General features: G+C 49.3%; 18 protein-coding genes. 5 read left to right on the top strand and 13 right to left on the bottom strand.

Annotated features, from left to right (window positions below; all coding sequences use genetic code 11):
- Positions 1-64: 64 nt before the first annotated feature.
- The 4 genes from SPIRS_RS03720 to SPIRS_RS03705 all read right to left on the bottom strand — a co-directional run bounded on the left by SPIRS_RS03720 (position 65) and on the right by SPIRS_RS03705 (position 4,408).
- Positions 65-1,297 (bottom strand): ROK family transcriptional regulator, encoded by a 1,233-nt coding sequence (locus SPIRS_RS03720; RefSeq protein WP_245537693.1) that lies wholly within the window; start codon positions 1,295-1,297, stop codon positions 65-67.
- A 14-nt stretch (positions 1,298-1,311) separates the two neighbouring features.
- Positions 1,312-2,124, bottom strand: a complete 813-nt coding sequence (locus SPIRS_RS03715) for a carbohydrate ABC transporter permease (protein ID WP_013253333.1) — start codon at positions 2,122-2,124, stop codon at positions 1,312-1,314.
- A 2-nt stretch (positions 2,125-2,126) separates the two neighbouring features.
- Positions 2,127-2,987: a carbohydrate ABC transporter permease gene (locus tag SPIRS_RS03710; protein WP_013253332.1), complete on the bottom strand. Its 861-nt coding sequence runs from the start codon at positions 2,985-2,987 to the stop codon at positions 2,127-2,129.
- A 68-nt stretch (positions 2,988-3,055) separates the two neighbouring features.
- On the bottom strand, positions 3,056-4,408 hold the full coding sequence (locus tag SPIRS_RS03705; protein WP_013253331.1) for an ABC transporter substrate-binding protein: 1,353 nt from the start codon (positions 4,406-4,408) through the stop codon (positions 3,056-3,058).
- 140 nt (positions 4,409-4,548) lie between these two features.
- Between SPIRS_RS03705 and SPIRS_RS03700 the strand changes: the two genes are divergently transcribed.
- The 5 genes from SPIRS_RS03700 (at position 4,549) to SPIRS_RS03680 (ending at position 9,325) form a co-directional block, all read left to right on the top strand.
- Positions 4,549-5,757 carry an AGE family epimerase/isomerase gene (locus SPIRS_RS03700; protein WP_013253330.1) on the top strand — a complete coding sequence of 403 codons (1,209 nt, stop codon included), beginning with the start codon at positions 4,549-4,551 and terminating at the stop codon, positions 5,755-5,757.
- Positions 5,758-5,852: 95 nt separating this feature from the next.
- Complete coding sequence (locus tag SPIRS_RS03695) at positions 5,853-6,788, top strand: M15 family metallopeptidase (RefSeq protein ID WP_148224028.1); 936 nt, start codon at positions 5,853-5,855, stop codon at positions 6,786-6,788.
- Positions 6,785-7,804 (top strand): DUF1893 domain-containing protein, encoded by a 1,020-nt coding sequence (locus SPIRS_RS03690; protein WP_013253328.1) that lies wholly within the window; start codon positions 6,785-6,787, stop codon positions 7,802-7,804. The genes SPIRS_RS03695 and SPIRS_RS03690 overlap by 4 nt, the downstream gene beginning before the upstream one ends.
- A complete protein-coding gene (locus tag SPIRS_RS03685) occupies positions 7,798-8,601 on the top strand; it encodes a metal ABC transporter permease (RefSeq protein ID WP_013253327.1) in 804 nt (267 codons plus the stop codon). Before SPIRS_RS03690 ends, SPIRS_RS03685 begins: the two co-directional genes overlap by 7 nt.
- A complete protein-coding gene (locus tag SPIRS_RS03680) occupies positions 8,594-9,325 on the top strand; it encodes a metal ABC transporter solute-binding protein, Zn/Mn family (protein WP_013253326.1) in 732 nt (243 codons plus the stop codon). Before SPIRS_RS03685 ends, SPIRS_RS03680 begins: the two co-directional genes overlap by 8 nt.
- A 76-nt stretch (positions 9,326-9,401) precedes the next feature.
- On the opposite strand, the gene SPIRS_RS03675 is transcribed toward SPIRS_RS03680, so the two are convergent.
- From SPIRS_RS03675 to SPIRS_RS03635, 9 genes are all read right to left on the bottom strand, one after another.
- On the bottom strand, positions 9,402-10,736 hold the full coding sequence (locus SPIRS_RS03675) for an ATP-binding protein (protein ID WP_013253325.1): 1,335 nt from the start codon (positions 10,734-10,736) through the stop codon (positions 9,402-9,404).
- Positions 10,737-10,855: 119 nt separating this feature from the next.
- Entirely contained in the window at positions 10,856-11,464 is a 609-nt protein-coding gene (locus tag SPIRS_RS03670; RefSeq protein WP_013253324.1) for a Crp/Fnr family transcriptional regulator, read from the bottom strand.
- Between the two features lie 25 nt (positions 11,465-11,489).
- The gene (locus tag SPIRS_RS03665; RefSeq protein ID WP_013253323.1) at positions 11,490-12,635 is read right to left on the bottom strand and encodes an acyltransferase family protein; all 1,146 of its coding nucleotides are present in this window, start codon (positions 12,633-12,635) and stop codon (positions 11,490-11,492) included.
- Positions 12,636-12,730: 95 nt separating this feature from the next.
- Complete coding sequence (locus SPIRS_RS03660; protein WP_013253322.1) at positions 12,731-13,456, bottom strand: HAD family hydrolase; 726 nt, start codon at positions 13,454-13,456, stop codon at positions 12,731-12,733.
- Entirely contained in the window at positions 13,440-13,946 is a 507-nt protein-coding gene (locus SPIRS_RS03655) for a hypothetical protein (RefSeq protein ID WP_013253321.1), read from the bottom strand. Before SPIRS_RS03655 ends, SPIRS_RS03660 begins: the two co-directional genes overlap by 17 nt.
- Positions 13,943-14,815: a carbohydrate ABC transporter permease gene (locus SPIRS_RS03650; protein WP_013253320.1), complete on the bottom strand. Its 873-nt coding sequence runs from the start codon at positions 14,813-14,815 to the stop codon at positions 13,943-13,945. Before SPIRS_RS03650 ends, SPIRS_RS03655 begins: the two co-directional genes overlap by 4 nt.
- Positions 14,808-15,689: a carbohydrate ABC transporter permease gene (locus SPIRS_RS03645; RefSeq protein ID WP_013253319.1), complete on the bottom strand. Its 882-nt coding sequence runs from the start codon at positions 15,687-15,689 to the stop codon at positions 14,808-14,810. The genes SPIRS_RS03650 and SPIRS_RS03645 overlap by 8 nt, the downstream gene beginning before the upstream one ends.
- Positions 15,690-15,767: 78 nt before the next feature.
- Positions 15,768-17,069, bottom strand: coding sequence for an ABC transporter substrate-binding protein (locus SPIRS_RS03640; protein WP_013253318.1), 1,302 nt, complete (start codon positions 17,067-17,069; stop codon positions 15,768-15,770).
- Positions 17,062-17,949 carry a MurR/RpiR family transcriptional regulator gene (locus SPIRS_RS03635; RefSeq protein ID WP_013253317.1) on the bottom strand — a complete coding sequence of 296 codons (888 nt, stop codon included), beginning with the start codon at positions 17,947-17,949 and terminating at the stop codon, positions 17,062-17,064. Before SPIRS_RS03635 ends, SPIRS_RS03640 begins: the two co-directional genes overlap by 8 nt.
- Positions 17,950-18,256 lie beyond the last annotated feature (307 nt).

Below are 18,256 nucleotides of genomic sequence, written 5' to 3'. Positions count from 1 at the left end.
TTTCATATCAGACGGCCATGTAGGTTTATGTCGGATTCCTTTATCCGCTCCTGTAGGAATCGGCTTACAAGCCGCTTCCCTCCGACTCGGGAGTCGTATCTCCGAGTATCTGAAGCAGGGCTGCGGCGGAAAGCCCCTTGCCGATGGGAGAAGCACTTCCGGTATTATAGCTCAGGGTGAGAGCGGAATCGATGGGAGAAAGCAGAAGCGGACGCAACTCATGTTCGACGGCATCGAACAGAAATCGATTACCGTCGATGATGGGACCGCGAAAAAGCAGAGCCTCGGGGTTGAGAACATTACAGATATCGGCAAGCTTTGCGGCAAGGGCCTTTGCCGCGTAGGTAAAGACCTTTTGCGCAAAGCGATCGCCCTGATTTGCAAGATTGATGAGGGTTTGGATGGTGACATCTTCCGCGCCATCTTGATGATGGATGATGCCACCCGAGTTGACCACGCTGCCGATCATATTCCGGAACGAGCGAATAAGGTTTGATTCCGAGGTTACGGTCTCAAGGCAGCCGTTTTTTCCGCAATAGCAAAGCTCATCGGAGAGCTCCGTCTTGGTGTGGCCTATTTCCCCGGCGTAAAACGACGCCCCGGTATAAAGCTCCCCCTGCAAGAGCAAGCCCAAACCGGTTCCTTCGCCAAGCCACAGGAGCAGCATGTTTTCAAAGGCCTTTCCGTCGCCGTAATACTTCTCTCCCAATACCGCTGCATTTGCGTCGTTCATCATAAAGGTATGGATACCGTATGCAGAGCCGATGGCATCGGTTATCTTAAACTCCTGCCATGTTTTCGAGGCATAGAAGCTGTGGGAAATTCCCTTACGGGGATTGATATAGCCGCCGATTGCCAAGCCGATGGCAATGGCCCGCATATCTCCCCCTTTCGACGACGCATGCCGCTGTTTAACCTGACCGATCACCTGATCGATAACGGCCAGAAAGGCCTCGGGAGAGATATCCGATTCAAAAGGAATCTTGTCGGAAGAGCACAATTCCACCCCATGGGGATTTACCAAAATAGCCTGAATCGTCCTGCCGACGACGATGGCGACGACATTTCCCAGGCCGGTGGCAATGCGGAAGGAGAGAGTTCGGCCGCTGCCACCGGGTTCCTGCATAAGAACCCCCGATTCAACAAGAAACTGGGTGTATTTAATGACCGAGGCCATGGTGTAGCCGGTGCATGCCACGATCTCGGATCGGGTCATGGCGCCGTTTGCAAGAATGAATCGCAGAATTTCCGACGACCGCTGCCTTCGCAGCAGCGACAGGTCGTTCATTTTTTTCATCGAACTCTCTTTTCTCATCCCTTAATGGCTCCCGACAGGAGGGCTTTCGTCAGATAGCGGAAACTTAAAACACCGATAAACATTGGAGGCAGTATACTCAAGGTAATGGCCGCAGCGGTCTGTCCCCAGCGGATACCAAAAGAAGTAATAAAAAACGTCGCCCCAACCGTAACGGGAGTCGCTACCTTTGTTGTGAGTATAAGCCCAAATAAAAACTCATTCCAGGCATAGATAAAGCTAAGTACCGAGACCGACGCAAGGACGGTTGTCGCAAGCGGAAGGATGATCATCCGCATGGTCTGAAATGTGCTAGCGCCGTCCACGAAGGCAGCCTCTTCAAGTTCGATGGGCAAATCCTGGAAAAAGCTCAGCAGCACCACCAGGGCAAGGGGGAGATTAATGAGACAGGATAAAATCGCCAGACCGAGAACCGTATCCAAAAGGCCGACCGACTGGAACATAAAATAAAAGGGGATGGCAAAGATAATCAAGGGGAAGGTCCGAAGGTTGGTTACAAAGGGCAGAAGGAATTTCTTTCCGACACCATGGCGGACCATCCCGTAGGCCGCCGGAAGGGCCAGGAGGATTGAAAACAGTGTACCAAGAAGTGCGAGACCGAAACTATTTCTCAGGTATGTCCCAAAATGAAGTGACGGCGAGGTGAGGACCTCGGCATAATTGGCAAGAGTCGGCTTAAAAAAAAGGAGCGGAGGGGAAGCGGATATTTGGGCAGGCGTTTTTAGAGAGGTTGCGATCGTCGCCAAGAGCGGCAGATTACAGATAAAAACCACCAGAACATAACAGATAATGCGTAATGTTTTTTTCATCGCTATTTCCTTGTAATCTGTCTCATGGAGAAAATCAGTGGTATCAGAAATACGATAAGAAGAACCATGGCCGCAGCAACGGCCGTTCCTATCTGCTCCTGCTGAAAAAACGACTTATAGATAAAAATACTCAGGCTGGTAGTCATCCGCCCTGGTCCCCCTCCGGTGAGCACATAGATATGATCGAAGACCCTGAAGGAATCGACAAACCTGACAAAGGCCGCAATGGAGATATTCGGCAATAAAGCAGGGATTGTGATATACCAAAAGACTCCCCACTCGGAAGCACCATCTATCCTGGCGGCCTCGATAACATCCCCGGAGATGGACTGTAATCCCGAAAAAATAATCAGGAAGGCAAAAGGCGTCCATTGAAGAATCTCGATCGTCACGAGGGTTCCAACGATCCAGGGAGGGTTCAGCAAGCTGACATAGATTCCGAACATCTGCATGATTTGTGAAATCGGCCCCACAAATTCGTTTAAAAGAAGCCGGTACATGATCCCCATCAGGACCGGGGCTATCATCAAAGGCAGCATAATGAAGGTCAGAAGAATCTTATAGCGCTCGAGCAACGGTGCAAGTGCTATGGCAAGCCCCAGCCCGAGGAGGACTTCAAAGAATGTTGCTACAATTGCAAATCTGGCACTGAACCAAAAACTGCCCCAAAAAGCAGCAGAAGTCAGCACCTCTTTATAATGTTGAACGCCGATAAGCCTTGGCGATCGTATGGTCCGAAAGGTGACATCGCTGAAACTGTATATGATATTTGTAACAAGCGGATATCCAAGCGTAATAAGCAAAAACAGCGCCAGGGGCGCAATGAAAAGGTATTTTCTGTACCGGGTCATGCTACTGGTCATGCTCCCCCTCTTTCTACTCCGAGATTATAAAAAACGGGCGACGTTTTGTCGTCACCCGTTTTCCAACATTATTTATGTATCAATTCCTTCATTCGCTGTTCGGTATGCGCCAGGGCCGTGTCGATCGACTGGTCCCCGGACCAGACGGAGGAAAACTCTTCTGCCATAACCTCATAGACGGGCACGGCATAATCGGCTGTCCCGCCGTTCACAACATAGGCATATCTCTCCAGATATTCTGCGACCGTCGGGAATTCGGGCCTGATATCAGCAAGGCTTGCAAGAACCATCGAAGCGGGAGGACTGCCGCCTGCTCTGCCGTAGATCTCCATCGCTTTATCGCTGAAGAGGTAATCGACGAATTTTCCAGCGGCCTCTTTGTGAAGGCTTGCGGCATTCATGCCGATTCCCAGGCTGTGAACATGGGTTCGATGGCCGAGGCTTCCGGCAGGAAGCGGAGCAATTCCGATTTTATCGTAGACCGAAGGAGAGTCATCGGGATTTGTAAGGGTGGAATATGCGGCGTTCCACTGAAACATGGAAGCAACCTGGCCCGCCTTGAATGCCTCATTCGATTCGGGAAACTCATAATTGAGGCTCCCTGGAGGTGTCGCTTTGTTATCGATAATCATCTGATACATCTCAAGTCCACGTTTTGCCTCGGGAGTATTAATGGTGATGTTCCCTGCCTCATCCATCCAGTTGCCGCCATTTGAAACCATGGTGCTCTGCCAGATCATGATATTGAAAATCAAGTTTTTCAGCTGCAACACCGTACCGAAGGTCGTTGGCGATTCGGGATTAATCGACTTGGTAAAAAACAGAGTGGTGGCAAGATAATCGTCCCAATCCCACTGCGCCGGGTCTTTCGGAGAAAGTTTCTTTCCCAGATATTTCTGCGCTATGGCAGTATAGCTACTTTTCCAGGAAGCATCGGTGAGCAGTTTGTCTATCAAATCCTTGCGATAGATATTGAAATGCAGGCTGACATCGGTCGGCACACCGTACTGCTTACCATCCAACGCCAGGGAATTAAGGGTGGCGGGAATAAACGTCTTGCCGGGATCGCTGGTAATATAGGAATCCAGCGGTTCCAGATAGGGAGCATAGCGGCCAAGGCTATAGGTGGTCACCAGGTTCAGATCAAACTCCGTGCTACCCGCGGCCATATCCGCAAGGAGTTTATCATAAAATCCTTGCCTGCTAAAAAGGAGCATCTCGACTTCCACATTATCCTTTATTCCCTGATCTGCATTGTAGGCATCGAGCACCTTCTGCATTGCCTCGCTCTCCGGCCCCGGCCAGAAAAGGAAGGTCACCTTTTCTCTTCCTGCTTCCGCTCCAGCTTCCGATTGCCCACCGGCCCAGAGCAGTCCCGCTACCAATAAAAGAGCTACAAAAAGCCCCATACTCTTTTTCATAGACACTACCTCCTTGCTATTATATGGATATTATACACCTCATAAGAATTCAGTCAATTATTAAATGTAAAAATTATATTTATAACGTGATTTTATATTATCAATTGTTAAAATATATATTTCATGGTATGGTATGACTCATGAATACGATACATACAAAAGAAGCCATACGGAATTACCTGGAAACTTGCACGACACAGCTCTATGATAATATTTTGCCTTTTTGGCTCCAAAACGCCCCCGATACGAAACACGGCGGATTTTTTCATCAATTTGATCGAAACGGAAGCCTGAATTCCCAAGAAAAAGGGATTTGGGTCCAGGGCCGCTTTACCTGGCTTCTGTCATGGTTAAGTAACAGCGCCGGTTCGGAAAAAGAGCGTAGTCATTATCTTGGCCTGGCGGAAACAGGGGCCCGATTTATCCTCGACCACGCAATAGCCCCAAACGGGCGCTGCTACTATCTGCTCGGTCGATCGGGAGAGCCGCTCAGGCAGCGGCGATACCTGTTCAGTGAGGTATTCACAGCACTCGGCCTTCATGCATACGGAAGTGCCGCAGGGGATAAAGAGAGTGTGGAACAAGCCAAACGGCTCATCGAAGTGATTAATCATTATCTCGCGCATCCCGAGCTTCTCGAAAGTAAATACCTTCCGGGGGTCGTATCCCTGCGTTCGCATTCCATGACCATGATCATGATCAACCTCTTCCAGCAGATGCGTTCGCAAAGTTCGAACGCCGAAGTGAAAATCGGATTAACCAAACGGATCGAAAAGCAAATCGACGAATTCCTTCGTTACTTTTTCCACCCTTCGGAAGAGGTGGTACTCGAATTCAGCGACCCCGAGGGGGAGATTGTGGATACACCTGCGGGGCGGGAGATCAATCCAGGTCACAGCCTTGAAACGGCCTGGTTCCTCATGGAGGAGTACCGCTACACCAAGAACCATTTCTACCTCGAGCGGGCCATGCAGATAGTCGACTGGGCATTTGCACGGGGTTGGGATACACGCTACGGCGGTTTCTTTTCTTTTCTTGACCTCTATGATCATGATTCCCCGCACATCGAAGCTGCCATGAAATACTGGTGGCCCCATACCGAGGCCCTTTACGCATCGCTGCTTGCCTACGCGCTCTCAGGGAAGGAGAACTACGCGGATTACTTTCTGCAAGTCGCCGATTATCTCTTCGGCAGCTTTCCCGACCCGGAATATCCCGAGTGGTTCGGCTACCTAAGCCGAGACGGCGTCCCCGCCTCGGGTGCAAAGGGCAACCTTTGGAAAGGCCCCTTTCATATTCCCCGAAGCCTGAAACTCTGCCTGGATCTGCGTCCGCTTCTCGGCCTATAGCGCCTATAGAGTTTTGCCTGCCTTTCCCCATGTTTCCCCAAACGGGACTTGGGGAAAAGTGAAGAATGTGTCACTATCATACGGTACATTCGACAATGAAAAGCAGTAGATTTACAACAACATACAGAGCGGTGTTCCTTATCTGCATCATCTTTTTCTTCCGGGTGATTGCGGCACGTGCACAAACAGGAACACAAGTGGATCCGCGTTCCGTCTTCTCGGAACTCAGGATCCTCAAGCGGGCCTATCCCGATATAGTATTTTCCATCTCCTACGACACTATGGTGGAGGACTGGAAGATCACCATAGAGGCCAATGAGAAGAGCACCTCACTCTATTGGGCGGACGGCCGCTATGTACGGTCCGATCAGTATGATGAGAAAGAACGCTACCGCCTTCTCATCTATCCGTACCGTATAGAGCTCATGGATCCCGCAACCCTTTCGCCCGAACAGATAGCCGCCATCGAATCCTTCGGTTCAACGAAACGGCGCAGCAGGGCGCCGGTATCAAACACCGCCTTCTTCGATGCCATCTACGATAGCGCAACGCGCAGCTCGGTCGAAAGCCATATCGTAAAGTTCACCTTTCTGGGAAAACAGATTAATGTGCATGAGAAGATCACCGGTCCGCTCAAGCGGGTCGAGACCAAAATCTTGCAGCTTGCCCGAAACGACAGCGCGGTAAAGGAGTTCACGGAGAGCATTGCGAGCATGCACGGTTACGCGTGGCGAGAGGTCCGCGATACCGCAGGGCGCTCCTTTCACAGCATGGGGCTGGCACTGGACATGCTGCCTTCTCATGGGGAGGGCAAAGTCATATACTGGCTTTGGGAAAAAAACAGCGGGAACGAGACATGGATGCTTGTGCCGCTGGATAAACGGTGGATGCCTCCCGATTCGGTTCTTTCGGCCTTCGAAGAAGAAGGCTTTATCTGGGGAGGAAAGTGGCCTGTTTGGGATAATATGCATTTTGAATATCGACCCGAACTGATCATCTCTGCCAGAGAAAACGAAAGGAAAAGCGAATGAACCCATCCCTGGTTGCGAAAAGAAACGGAACGCTCTTCTTTACCAGCAACGGTCGCTGGCTCTATCCCCTGTTTGAATTGGAAGAGGCATGCCTGCATAGCAATATCTCCCCCTCGGATCTGTGTGTCGAGGATTCCATCGGGGGCATAGCCGCTGCGGGCATGATGCTGCATCTCGGCGTGAGGGATGTCCATATCCACATCCTGAGCCGGCTGGGCCTCGATTATTTCAGGCAGCATGGAATCACCCCGGGCTGGGACCAGCTTGTCGACAAAATCAGCTGTAAGACCGAAGAGATGCTATCGGGCACGATGACTCCGGAGGAGATCTACATCTTTTTGAAAAAGCGGGCGGGCCTTACCGGGGGCATCCCCGTGGATATCGAAGAACTCCATGTCGGCTATGGACGCCATAAGGTGCTGAATGGGCTATCGCTCCACATGGATGCAGGAGAAACCCTCATCATCCGCGGCAGCAACGGATCGGGGAAGACCACCCTTTTACGAAGCCTTTTGGGGCTGCAGCCGATCGCTACCGGAAGCATTCGTCTTAACGGCGAATCAATCCAAAGCCCCGACTGGAACAAGCACCGCTGGATGTGCGGTTATGTGCACCAGGGACAGGTCACGAACGACTTCCCGATCTCGGCCAGGGAGGTTATCGAGATAGGCCTCTCAGGCAAGGCGGCAAAAAAAGAGGAGGCCGCAGCGAAGATCGAGATTGCGGCCCGAAGGACCGGCGCCTTTCCCCTCCTCGATCGCCCCTTCCACGAGCTCTCCGGCGGAGAAAAGCAACGGGTCAACCTGGCCCGCTGCCTCTGTCAGGATGCCAGGCTCATCCTCCTGGACGAACCATCATCCTACCTGGACAAGGAGGGAAGAGCGGTCCTGAAGGAGCTTCTCGAAGAGATGAGCAGAACCGTTATTCCCACCATTCTCCTCGTCTCCCATGATGCCGACTGGACCACTGCCCTTGGCTGGCCCGAGAGGTCTCTGGAGGGGGGACAACTATGTTAGAACTCCTGCAACTTCCCCCTGTCTGGAAGGGGCTTTTGCTATTGGTGGCTGGCGGCTTCCTCTTTCCCGTCACAGGCGTCTACATCGTCCGCATGAACCTGCTCTCGATCCGTTTCATGATGATGCATTCACTTATGCTCGGAGGCGCCATCGCCCTGGCCGCAGACCTTTCACCCGTCGGCGTAACAACGGCGGTAAACGTCCTGCTGGTATTTCTGCTCGTATGGCTCTCCCGAAGCGGCGGCATGGAGATGGGCAGGGTCAACCTCTTTCTCATGATCCTGAGTATCGGCCTTGCCAGTATCCTTATGTACGCCTTCCATGTCCCGGCGAAGGATACCATGAACCTGCTCTGGGGTAGCCCCTTTACCGTCGGCTGGGATGATTTTATCTCGGTCGGGCTTTTGGGCCTGGTCGTGATCGTTTATCAGGCCCGCTATGTCCGCCAGATCCGGGCGGTCTTCTTCGACCCGGACATCGCCTTTACCTCCGGGGTCAATGAAAGTGCGCACACCTATTTCATTGTCGGGCTGACGGCCCTTGCGGTTGCGGCCGCCATGAAGCTTATGGGCGCCTTTCTCATGGACGCACTTATTCTGCTTCCGGCCATCATTGCATCCTCCCAGGCCTCCAGCATGAAATCGGTCTTTCTCCGGGCCTCCTTTCTGGGAGCTGGCCTCAGCCTTACCGGTTTCTTCGTCGCATTGCTTCTGAACTGGCCGGTGAGTGGAACCATTGCCGTTTTAGCCTCCATCGTTATGGGGATTAATCTAATAAAAAGGAGATGTTATGCGTAAGTTTTTATTGATCTGTTTTGTCGTCCTGATGCCCTTCTCACTTGCGGCACAAAATGTCGTTGCCTCCACCAGCTGGACCGCCGCCTTTGCCATGGCAGCCGGCGCCGACTCAGTCACCTTCCTCGCTCCAGCGGAGATGACCCACCCTGCAGAATACGAGCTCATGCCTTCCGATATTCCGAAAGTGGCCAAGGCCGACTATTTTGTGTATGCAGGATATGAGGTAATGATGGACGAAATCAACAAAACCCTTTCGGGCGACAGCTCAAAGGGAATCCAAATCGTCACCCAGTACGATTGGGAGACCATGGAACAGTCGGTCATGACCATTGCCAGACGCATGGGAACCATAGAGAAAGCAAAGGAAAACCTTGAAGCATTACAAGCCTTGTACGAACAGGCGGCACAAAAAGCAAAGGAAAGCGGTCTTGCCGGGCAGAAGGCCCTTGTCCATCGCTACCAGGTGCCCTTTGCCCAAACCCTTGGGCTTGAGGTCGTCGGCAGCTTCGGCCCCCAACCCCTGACCCTCGGCCAGATCAATCAGTTCAAGGATTCCGATGCCACCATTATTCTGGACAACATTCATAACCCCATTGCAAAGCCGCTGCAGGAGATCCTTCCCAAAGCGACATGCTTCACCCTCATCAATTTTCCTGGAACCAAGGGAACAAAAACCATCAACGATGTGATTTCATACAATCTTACGGTGGTGACAAAAAAGTAGTTGCAGCCGATCATAACCCGAGGCCGGTACTAAGGTACTAACGCCGGTCTCGGGTTCGGTCACGATGCTATACCGGTTATAAACCTTCATTTTTCACTACATGATCTATATCCTGCAAGCCCAGTCCAATATATTCTTTTTCATATTCTTTATAGTTCTTAATCAAATTCTGTGACTTTTCCTTTAACTCGGTTATGTTAATCTTATCTTTATTCAGCTTTACTTCTGCTATCTTTATTCTTTTATTCAATTCATCAATACAGACTATATCGATTTCATTCTGATTCCCTTTTTCCCAGTAATTTCCTATCTCCATATATTTCCCAGAGTTTCGATAGATTTCCTGATAAAGTTTTTCAAGTATAGGGCCACTATAACTTTTCAGAGTTTCTTTCAATTTATTTCTTATATATTCATAATTATTATTCTCAATGGCCGTTCTATATTTATATACATATCGAAACCAGAATTTCAAAAAATTATCACTTATACAATACTTCTGGATTCTTCCCGTTGGTTTTGCTCCTATAGGCTTTATCTTTCCAACGATATTATAATCAGTTACTAATTTCTCTAAATACCCTCCAATGTCCTTTTCTAATATTGATCCAATTTCACTTCGTGAAGTTCGTCCTTCTGATAGAAGCTCTAAAATAGAAAAATAGGTTCCATATTCTTTCCCAAATTCTTCTATTAGAATCGTTCGCCCTTCCTCTATGAATGGTGAATCTACTTTAAAATAAAATCTCAATATTTCTTCTTCACTAAATTTCTTATTTGCTAATAATATTTCCTGATAGCGAGGAACCCCGCCTGTAAGTAGGTAGTTTATGAATAAATTCTCATTACTATATCTATTCTCATCTTCCAATATTTCTTTTATTACATGTGGAGGGAATGGTTTTAGATACATTACTCTATCTGCCCTTCCAAATAGAGGTTCTTTACTGTCCTTAAATATTTTAGTCATTAATGAATAAACTGATCCTATACAGATGAGGTGTATATTTGATGTATTCTTATATTGATCCCATACGTTCTGTACGTCTGAATATACTGATCGGTTTATTTGGAAAAACTCCTGAAATTCATCTAATATTACAATAATTTTCTCGTTCTGACCGATATCCATTATTATCTTGAATACATCTTTAAACCTACGAACGTTTCCGTATATAGGGATATCGAACTTTTCTTTTATTGCCTGAGTAAACTCCTCACACAGAAGTACCTCATCTTTTTTTGAAACAAACAAATATAGAGTTTTTTTTCCTTTTGAATAAAGTTTTGACAGCGATGTTTTCCCTATTCTTCTTCTCCCCGTTATCACTGTCATTATCGATGTATTTCGAACTTGTTTATATTGTGTTTCGAGTATTTCTAATTCGCGTTCTCGTGCATAGAATTTCATTCCAAACTCTTATATAGTAATATATATTACTGTAACATATTTTACTATATATTACAATCTAAAATGTACCTAATGATGAATTCGGCTGCTTATCGGCTCGACTCCGGGCAGATAATCCGTCACTCAAGTGCGGGGGGCCCAGATTTCTTTATTGCCGCCCGTATCCTGCTCAGTGAAACCGCAGTTATCCCCAAATATGAGGCGATATGGTATTGGGGAATCCTTTCTTCATAACCGGGATAATCTTGCAGAAAACGGAGGTACCGTGTTGTCGCATCATCGAGCAGCAAAGATCGTTCCCTCTGCTCTTTTTCTATAAACAATTTCGTAACATAATTCTTTATCAATTCATTCCAGCAGGGATGCCCGCCTTCCAACTTCTTATAATCAGCAAAATTGATATAACCGATCTCGGCATCTTCCAAGGCCTGAATGGAATACCAAATTTCTTTCTTTTCAAGAAATGGGGAATATCCGGAAAGGAACTGCCCGTTTCTTCGAAACGATAAGGTTTTTTCATTTCCCGAACTATCGATACAGTAGACTCTGAAAAAACCTGAGTAGATGAATGCAAGGCTACTTGTACTGTCCCCCGCCTGCAGGAAAAAATCATGTTTAGCAATATACTTCGACCGCAGCTTCGCTATAATCATATCCATCTCTTCATCAGGGATATCTGCATATTTCCCCAATTTTTCAAGAAGAAAGGCCTTTATATCTGCAGTCATTTAAGTACCCTCGATATCGATGTTCCTATTTCCGTATGGAACAAATATAACAAAAAAAGCTACTTCGTTTAAGAACACACTCAAAAAGAAGCGTAAACACAAGATAGGTACTGATGGTTGTCAGGCCCCACACAAGGTAGTGATTCATGTTGCTCTTTAACAGAAAGAAGTTGATAAACGTAATAATAGCATAGTGAAACACATACAAGGCGAAAGAACTGTTGGAAAGGTATGCTAAAAGGGGGCTATTCTTGTAGAAATGGGTTTTTGCGAATCCCAGAATAAAAAGAATTAATGCATAAGCGGCTATCCCCCAGAGCATAGCAACAAGCACCTCTTTGCCGTAGCCCTCGGGAATAAAAGAACAAAATCGCTTTACGTAGAGATATACAAGGCTTGATATCGCTCCTATGGTTCCGTACAGTTTGCTATGCCGGGCCATAACGTGAAAAATATCCTTCGACTGTCCCATGATGTAGCCAAAGATAAAAAGAGAAACATACACTGCCTCGTTGGCCCAATCACCAATAAGCGATTGATAACCGGGGAAAAAGGGTCGCAGGCTCATCTCGAATATGACAATCACGACTCCCGGAAGCAGAATATTATATTTTTTTGCAAGAAATCCGTTGATCTTTTCAACTATGCCTATCCTTTCCTTCAGAAAGACACAGAGCGGGAGGCCGATAAGAGAGAATACAAAAAGGTAGCCGCAATACCAGAGTTGTGCCCAAAAGAGATACTGGTGCAATTTCAGAAAGAATTGGGGATAAAACGCAAAGAAAGAACCGGTAAACCCGTACCTGGTGGTGGCAAGGACATACCCGGAAAGAGGGCCAATGGTCAAAACCAGAAAAATAATCGGTAAAATCAGCCGCTTGAACCGTTCGACAATAAACTCCTTCGGAGTTCTCTTTCTTAGCCCCAGATATACCGAGATTCCGGAAATGAAGAAAAGTATTCTCATAAACCAAAGGTTGAGGAAATCGGACATCAGAATATAGAACCACGAGTCTATCTTAGGTTCGATATAGATATAGGCATGCCCGATGTGGGAAAAGCTTACCGCGGTATGGTATGGCACCAATAACAAAACGACACTCACTTTGATCCAATCCAGGAAATATTCTCTTTGCGTACCTTTTCTTAGGATCTGTTTCTGTTCGATCATATTCAATGTGCCCCTTGTAGACATTGTTTAGATAGAACGTACAGAAACCTAACCATAAAATCATTAACATAGGATAATAGTTGGCACGAATACGATCACTGGTAAGAGGAAAACCGGATAATAGAGGGATCGGGCTCTGCCGGATTTGGGCTGGTAATGGTCTCGACCAACATCACCAACGCACTGGGGAAGTATTCCACCATCATATTGGCATTGGCCGGTTCGTTTTCAACAGCAAAAACTACGTGCTCGTTTTCGGCAAGGCGGCGACAGGCATCCTGTTTGAAAGAGAGATCGGGTATGGCTGCATCCGGCTTAAAAAGGAAGCGGGTATGTTCATCGACGGGGATATTGTGGGTCTGAAACGAAGCGATGGTTCCGGCACTCATATTCTTCTTGTCCCTGCCGGTAAGATAGACAATTGGCAGGCCCCGTTTCCTAATCGCCTGCAAAAATTCCCTTACACCGGCATAAGGCCTATCATAGGAAAGGTAGGAATCGGTGAAAAAACGCTGCCGCCAGAATCGGCGAAGCTCCCGGGATTCCGCATCGGTAAGCTGGATGCGACCGGAAAGGGGGGTAAAGACATTCCAGCCGCACGCCTCCGGCCCGATTGTATCAACTATCGGCCGTAAGCGGGGAATAATCGAGACTGCCTCCTTAAGAATTTGGTAATTGCGGGGGATGGTATCCATCACCGTACCATCGATATCAAAGAGGGCAACACCTTCCTGCAGATGCAGGCCCAGATACGTCTCAATCCATTGAAGGCTTATTGCCGGAATATGATTGTCTGCTGTGGGTTCAGGCTTCCGGCTCAAGGCTGAACTCCCCCTTGTCTGTTACTACTATTGCATGGCAACGCCAAAATTCTATGGCAGATGATAACTGATCGAGGGTGATGGCGGGATCATGGATCTCCCGTGGAGCACTGCGTCCCGGATAGATCGTATGAATAACGAAGCCATCTTTTTTTCTCCAGCCCCACAGACACACCCAGCGTGTAAGCTCCTTTTCGGCAAAGATGAGATGAGAGGGGATAGCCCTCCCCCGTCGAAAGGCCCAAAAGGATTCGTCCTTCTTGTCCGCTTCGGGGCGAACTACTTTCAGGCCGCTTCGCCCGACAGGCTCTTCCAATTCACACTCCAAAACAATGGGCTTGTCGCTCTTCGATGCAGCCTGAAAGGGAGGCAGAAAGCCATGCAGCTCCTCCAATATCTCCCCTACCGGTCGAATAAAATCATCTTGATGTGCCTCAAAGTGCTTGGGGTCGGCCCATTGCCAGCACACGGTTTCCGTAGCTTTTTTCATTTCAACCCCGAACTCATATAGCCTTCCATAAACCGCTTTTGGAAGATAAGGAAAAGAACCACAAGGGGCAAAGCCACAATCAGTGTCGCCGCAGACATCAATCCCCACTGAGCTCCGATCTCTCCAAGCTGCGTAAAACGGGCAAGCCCCACCGTCAGCGGCCGTGAGGCATCACTGCGGGTGATGATAAGGGGCCAAAGCAGACTGTTCCAGTGCCAGTTTATCGAAGAAATCGAAAAGGCTATCACCGAAGGAGAGGCCATGGGCAGATAGATATGCCAAAGGATACGGGACCAGCTGCAACCGTCGACCAGCGCGGCGTCGCCATAGTCTCTGGGGATACCGAGAAAGCTTTGACGCAGGAGAAAGACACCAAAGGCGCTTCCCCAAAAGGGAACAGCCATTGCCGCGATGTGGTCATACAGGCCAAGGACCCGGATGGTCTGGAAATTCGGTACCAGCAGCGCAACGGTGGGAATCATCATCTGCGTCAGGATAAGGGTAAACAAGATACGCTCTCCACGAAAGCGATAAAAGGAGAAGGCAAAGGCAGCCAGGCTGCTGGTTACCAACTGGACAGCAAGGACCATGACAACCAGGATCAGGGTATTACGGAAATAGAGGGCAAAGGGAGCCAGAGAAAAGGCCCGCAGGTAGTTTCCAAGGCTCAAAGCCGAACCAAACCAGATCTGTCCACGGGCAAAGGGCTCGGCAGCAGGCCGAAGGCTTGCGATCAGCGCCCAGATAAGGGGCATGGACCACAGAAGGGCAAGGCAGAGGCCAAGGGCGGCCGCAATCCAGCGCAGTACACGTGCGCTAACCCGGGGCTGTTTTTTCGAGCCGGAACTAACAGCATGGATATCAGACATCCTTCGACCTCCCTTCGCTGAAGATGAAATTCGCAATGGTGAACAGCAAAAGAACGAGAATCAGAATGACCGTAATGGCCGAAGCCTGCCCCACATTCAGGCTCTCAAAGCGCACCTGCCAAAGGTGGTAGAGCAAAAGGGAACTCCGCTCGCTGGGGCCTCCCTGGGTCATCACGAAGACATGGTCCACGGTTCGAAAGGCACCGATAACGGCCACGGTGGTGACAAAAAGGGTGGTCCTTCGCAGCAGCGGCAGGGTAAAGCGGAAAAAGGTGGTCACAGGCCCTGCCCCTTCAATTTCCAGGGCTTCATAAACATCCTTCGGTAGATTTTGCACCCCGGCAAGATAAAAGATCATATAAAATCCCGTATCCTTCCAGAACGCAACGATAACCATCGCCCACAGGGCCATGTCGGGGTTTCCAATCCAGTTTTCCGGTCCCGAATAGCCGAAAAGGCGAAGAAACGAGTTAAAGAGACCATAGTCGGGGGTAAAAAAGAAAAGCCAGATCGTTGCGGCAGATACCATGGGAAGGATGGTGGGATGAAAAATCGCAACCCTGAGCCTGGCAAAACGCTTTTTTCGTAACCAGAGGGCGAGAAAAAGCGAGGCCACAACCATGGCGGGAACAAGAACCACCACGTAACGCACCGTATTGGACATAATGAGCCGAAACTGCTGGCTTTCAAAGAGATCCCGGTAATTCCCCAAGCCGAAGAACTGAGGGTCCCGATACTTTGGAATGTTGAGACGATGCTGATACAAGCTGCCGACGATACTTGAGATGCTGGGATAAACGGTGAAGATAAGAACAAAAACCAGCGTAGGCAGAATCAAAAGATAGGGAAGGAGAGGGTGTGATTTTCGAATCATGGGCACTCCGAACCGCTCCCGCCACCAGCACCGAAGGGATCGGGTGCCGGTAAGCGGGAATGGTGTTGGCTGTTATTGTTATCTAAAATCCTTGAGAGCCTCATCGGCTTCCTTTTGGGCCTGAGCCATTGCAGCCTCAGCCGTCATGTCACCGTTAAAGGCGGCCTGGATATAGGTGTGGAAGATCGTACGGACCTGGTTCAGGTTTTGCAGCGAAAGCTCTTTGCCTGCATTATCCAGGGCCTTTCGGGTCTCCAATGCCTGGGGATGCTCTTTGATGTACTCCTTCATGACGTCCTGATCATAGGCACGCTTTCGCGTGGCGATATAGCCGGTCTGAATGGAAAACTGAGCGGCACGGGAAGGGTCGGTCATAAAGACGGCAAACTCAAAGGCGGCCTTTTTCTGCGCATCGCTTAAGCCGGAGACCATGTAGATGTTGCCGCCTCCGGGAACGCTGGCAAAGGTACCTTTTTCTTTCCCCGGAACACCGCAGACACCAACCGTAAAATCGGCCTGGGAAAGGATCTTAGAAAGGCTGCCGGAACTATGGACGATCATCGCCGTATTGCCCGAAACAAAATTGGGCACCACATTTCCCCATGAGGACTGCACCCCAGCGGGCATTGCGTGATACGTGGCAGAGAGACTGTTGTAGTACTTCACCGCATCGATTACCGAAGGATTATCGAAGTAGACCTCGGTATCGCTCTCGCCGATAATATTCTGTCCGGCCCCAATCGCCAGGGGCTGAAAAACCCAATAGGGCCATCCCGAAGGCCATTCGATGCCCCAGCGTTTTACAGCATCCCCATCCTTCAGAGTCAGGGCCTCTGCGGTCGAAGCAAGGGCATCCCAGCTGTCAGGTGGGGTGATCCCCTCTTTTTCGAGCAGATCGGCGTTGTAGTACATCACCACAGCGCTCCGCTGAAAGGGAAGGCTCCAGAGCTTACCCTGATAATAGGAGTTATCAAGAAAAACCGGGAGGAAATCGTTCAGGTAGGTCTTACCATCCTTCATCTCATCCACGTAGTCGCTCAAGGGTTCCACATACTGGGCGTTAACCAAGTCAAAAAGGTCGGTGGCAAGCATGACCGCCAAGGCAGGAGCCTGACCTCCGCCATCGATGGCGGTTTGGATAGAGGTCTTTATGTCGGTGTATCCACCTGCGTAGACGGGCTCGATCGTTACCCCGGGGTGGCTCGCCATAAAATCCCTGGCATAGCCGTCGAGGATCTCCGTTACCGGGGCATCCACCGCCACAGGGTAGGCTATCTGGATCGTCACAGGCCCCTGTGAAGTCTCCTTCTGCCCTCCGGCAAATCCATTCACCGTTACCAAAACAGCGATTAGCGAGAGCAATAATACCTTTTTAGGCATCTTTTCCTCCTTGTTTACGAATGTTTTTTCCCGATGCCCGATTCCAGGCTCCTCGGGTCGATTCCAATGCCGTAAGTTGCTCCTTTACCTCGTTCCGATAGATCAGTTCACAGGCAAGTAAGACTAAGTTGGCAAAATGCATGGGTACCGCAATGCTGTTTTTGAACTGGAACTCACCCCGGGGCACGTGAAGAAAGCAGGAAGCACCGGCCACATAGTCGGGATGAATCGTCGCCGAAACCAGAAGGGTCCAGACCGATCGCTTACGTGCCAGATCGAGGAGCGGCCACAGCCATGCATCGTTGTCGCTATAGTGAAAAAGGAAAAGGACGTCGTCACTTCCCATCGGATGAAGGAGATCAGGGCGGTGGCTCGGATCCTGGGTCACCATGAGGGCCTGTCGCCCGTAGCGCCGAAGGCGCTGAGCAAGGTAGTGAGCCGGATAGTAGCCCGTACCCTCGCCGAAAAGATAGAGGGTCCTGGCGGAAAAACAACGGGAGGCAAGGTCGTTGAGGGTTTGCGCTGAGATCGAACGCTCAAGCCGCTGAAGGGAGCGGATGTCCACCGCTGCGGCCTCATGGATAAGCTCTTCCACGGAATGAACCCGATCCTGCATACGCTCAGAGGCACGAAGGGCGTCTATCTGCGTAGAAAAGAATTGTTCGATCGAATTCTGAAAGCTTCGATAATCAACGAAGCCGAGCTTACGAAAACAGCTGATAACTACCGGCTTGCTTACTCCGGCAGCCTCGGCAAGCTTCAACTGGGTAAGTGAGACAGCAAATTCGGGATGATTATTGATGTACGAAACAAGATCCCGTTCTGTTCGGGAAAGCTCGCTTTCCCCGGCCTGCAGTCGTTCCAACCAATCGGTACCCATCGCCACCTCGGTAAAATTATTAATTCATATTACACCAAGAACACAATTAATATACCATATAAACAATATTATAGTAAAATTGTTAGACAAAAATTAACCATCTATGTTTTTCCTGTTAGCTGGAAAGCGCATATAGTGTTAGGAATATTGGTGGTATAAGGAGCTTAACTCTTTTTCTCAGCGTTTATTACAGGCAGGAGGGGAAAAGCAAGATTTTTTCCAGGGGAAACGACACATTACCACCAATATTCGGGACACTACTAAAAGGACCCATGAATATATCATAGTGATATAAAATCATCACAAA

The organism is Sediminispirochaeta smaragdinae DSM 11293 (assembly GCF_000143985.1).
In the GTDB taxonomy this organism is placed as follows: Bacteria; Spirochaetota; Spirochaetia; order DSM-16054; family Sediminispirochaetaceae; genus Sediminispirochaeta; species Sediminispirochaeta smaragdinae.
Note: the sequence above shows the minus strand (reverse complement) of the source record. Positions and strands in the feature narration are given on the sequence as shown.

Coding starts and splice junctions, on each gene's coding strand:
- SPIRS_RS03690 (WP_013253328.1), top strand. CDS start 6,785: ATGAACCCATCCCTGGTTGCGAAAAGAAACGGAACGCTCTTCTTTACC.
- SPIRS_RS03670 (WP_013253324.1), bottom strand. CDS start 11,464: ATGACTGCAGATATAAAGGCCTTTCTTCTTGAAAAATTGGGGAAATAT.
- SPIRS_RS03655 (WP_013253321.1), bottom strand. CDS start 13,946: ATGAAAAAAGCTACGGAAACCGTGTGCTGGCAATGGGCCGACCCCAAG.
- SPIRS_RS03705 (WP_013253331.1), bottom strand. CDS start 4,408: ATGAAAAAGAGTATGGGGCTTTTTGTAGCTCTTTTATTGGTAGCGGGA.
- SPIRS_RS03700 (WP_013253330.1), top strand. CDS start 4,549: ATGAATACGATACATACAAAAGAAGCCATACGGAATTACCTGGAAACT.
- SPIRS_RS03720 (WP_245537693.1), bottom strand. CDS start 1,297: ATGAAAAAAATGAACGACCTGTCGCTGCTGCGAAGGCAGCGGTCGTCG.
- SPIRS_RS03635 (WP_013253317.1), bottom strand. CDS start 17,949: ATGGGTACCGATTGGTTGGAACGACTGCAGGCCGGGGAAAGCGAGCTT.
- SPIRS_RS03680 (WP_013253326.1), top strand. CDS start 8,594: ATGCGTAAGTTTTTATTGATCTGTTTTGTCGTCCTGATGCCCTTCTCA.
- SPIRS_RS03640 (WP_013253318.1), bottom strand. CDS start 17,069: ATGCCTAAAAAGGTATTATTGCTCTCGCTAATCGCTGTTTTGGTAACG.
- SPIRS_RS03710 (WP_013253332.1), bottom strand. CDS start 2,987: ATGACCAGTAGCATGACCCGGTACAGAAAATACCTTTTCATTGCGCCC.
- SPIRS_RS03715 (WP_013253333.1), bottom strand. CDS start 2,124: ATGAAAAAAACATTACGCATTATCTGTTATGTTCTGGTGGTTTTTATC.
- SPIRS_RS03675 (WP_013253325.1), bottom strand. CDS start 10,736: ATGAAATTCTATGCACGAGAACGCGAATTAGAAATACTCGAAACACAA.
- SPIRS_RS03665 (WP_013253323.1), bottom strand. CDS start 12,635: ATGATCGAACAGAAACAGATCCTAAGAAAAGGTACGCAAAGAGAATAT.
- SPIRS_RS03645 (WP_013253319.1), bottom strand. CDS start 15,689: ATGATTCGAAAATCACACCCTCTCCTTCCCTATCTTTTGATTCTGCCT.
- SPIRS_RS03650 (WP_013253320.1), bottom strand. CDS start 14,815: ATGTCTGATATCCATGCTGTTAGTTCCGGCTCGAAAAAACAGCCCCGG.
- SPIRS_RS03685 (WP_013253327.1), top strand. CDS start 7,798: ATGTTAGAACTCCTGCAACTTCCCCCTGTCTGGAAGGGGCTTTTGCTA.
- SPIRS_RS03695 (WP_148224028.1), top strand. CDS start 5,853: ATGAAAAGCAGTAGATTTACAACAACATACAGAGCGGTGTTCCTTATC.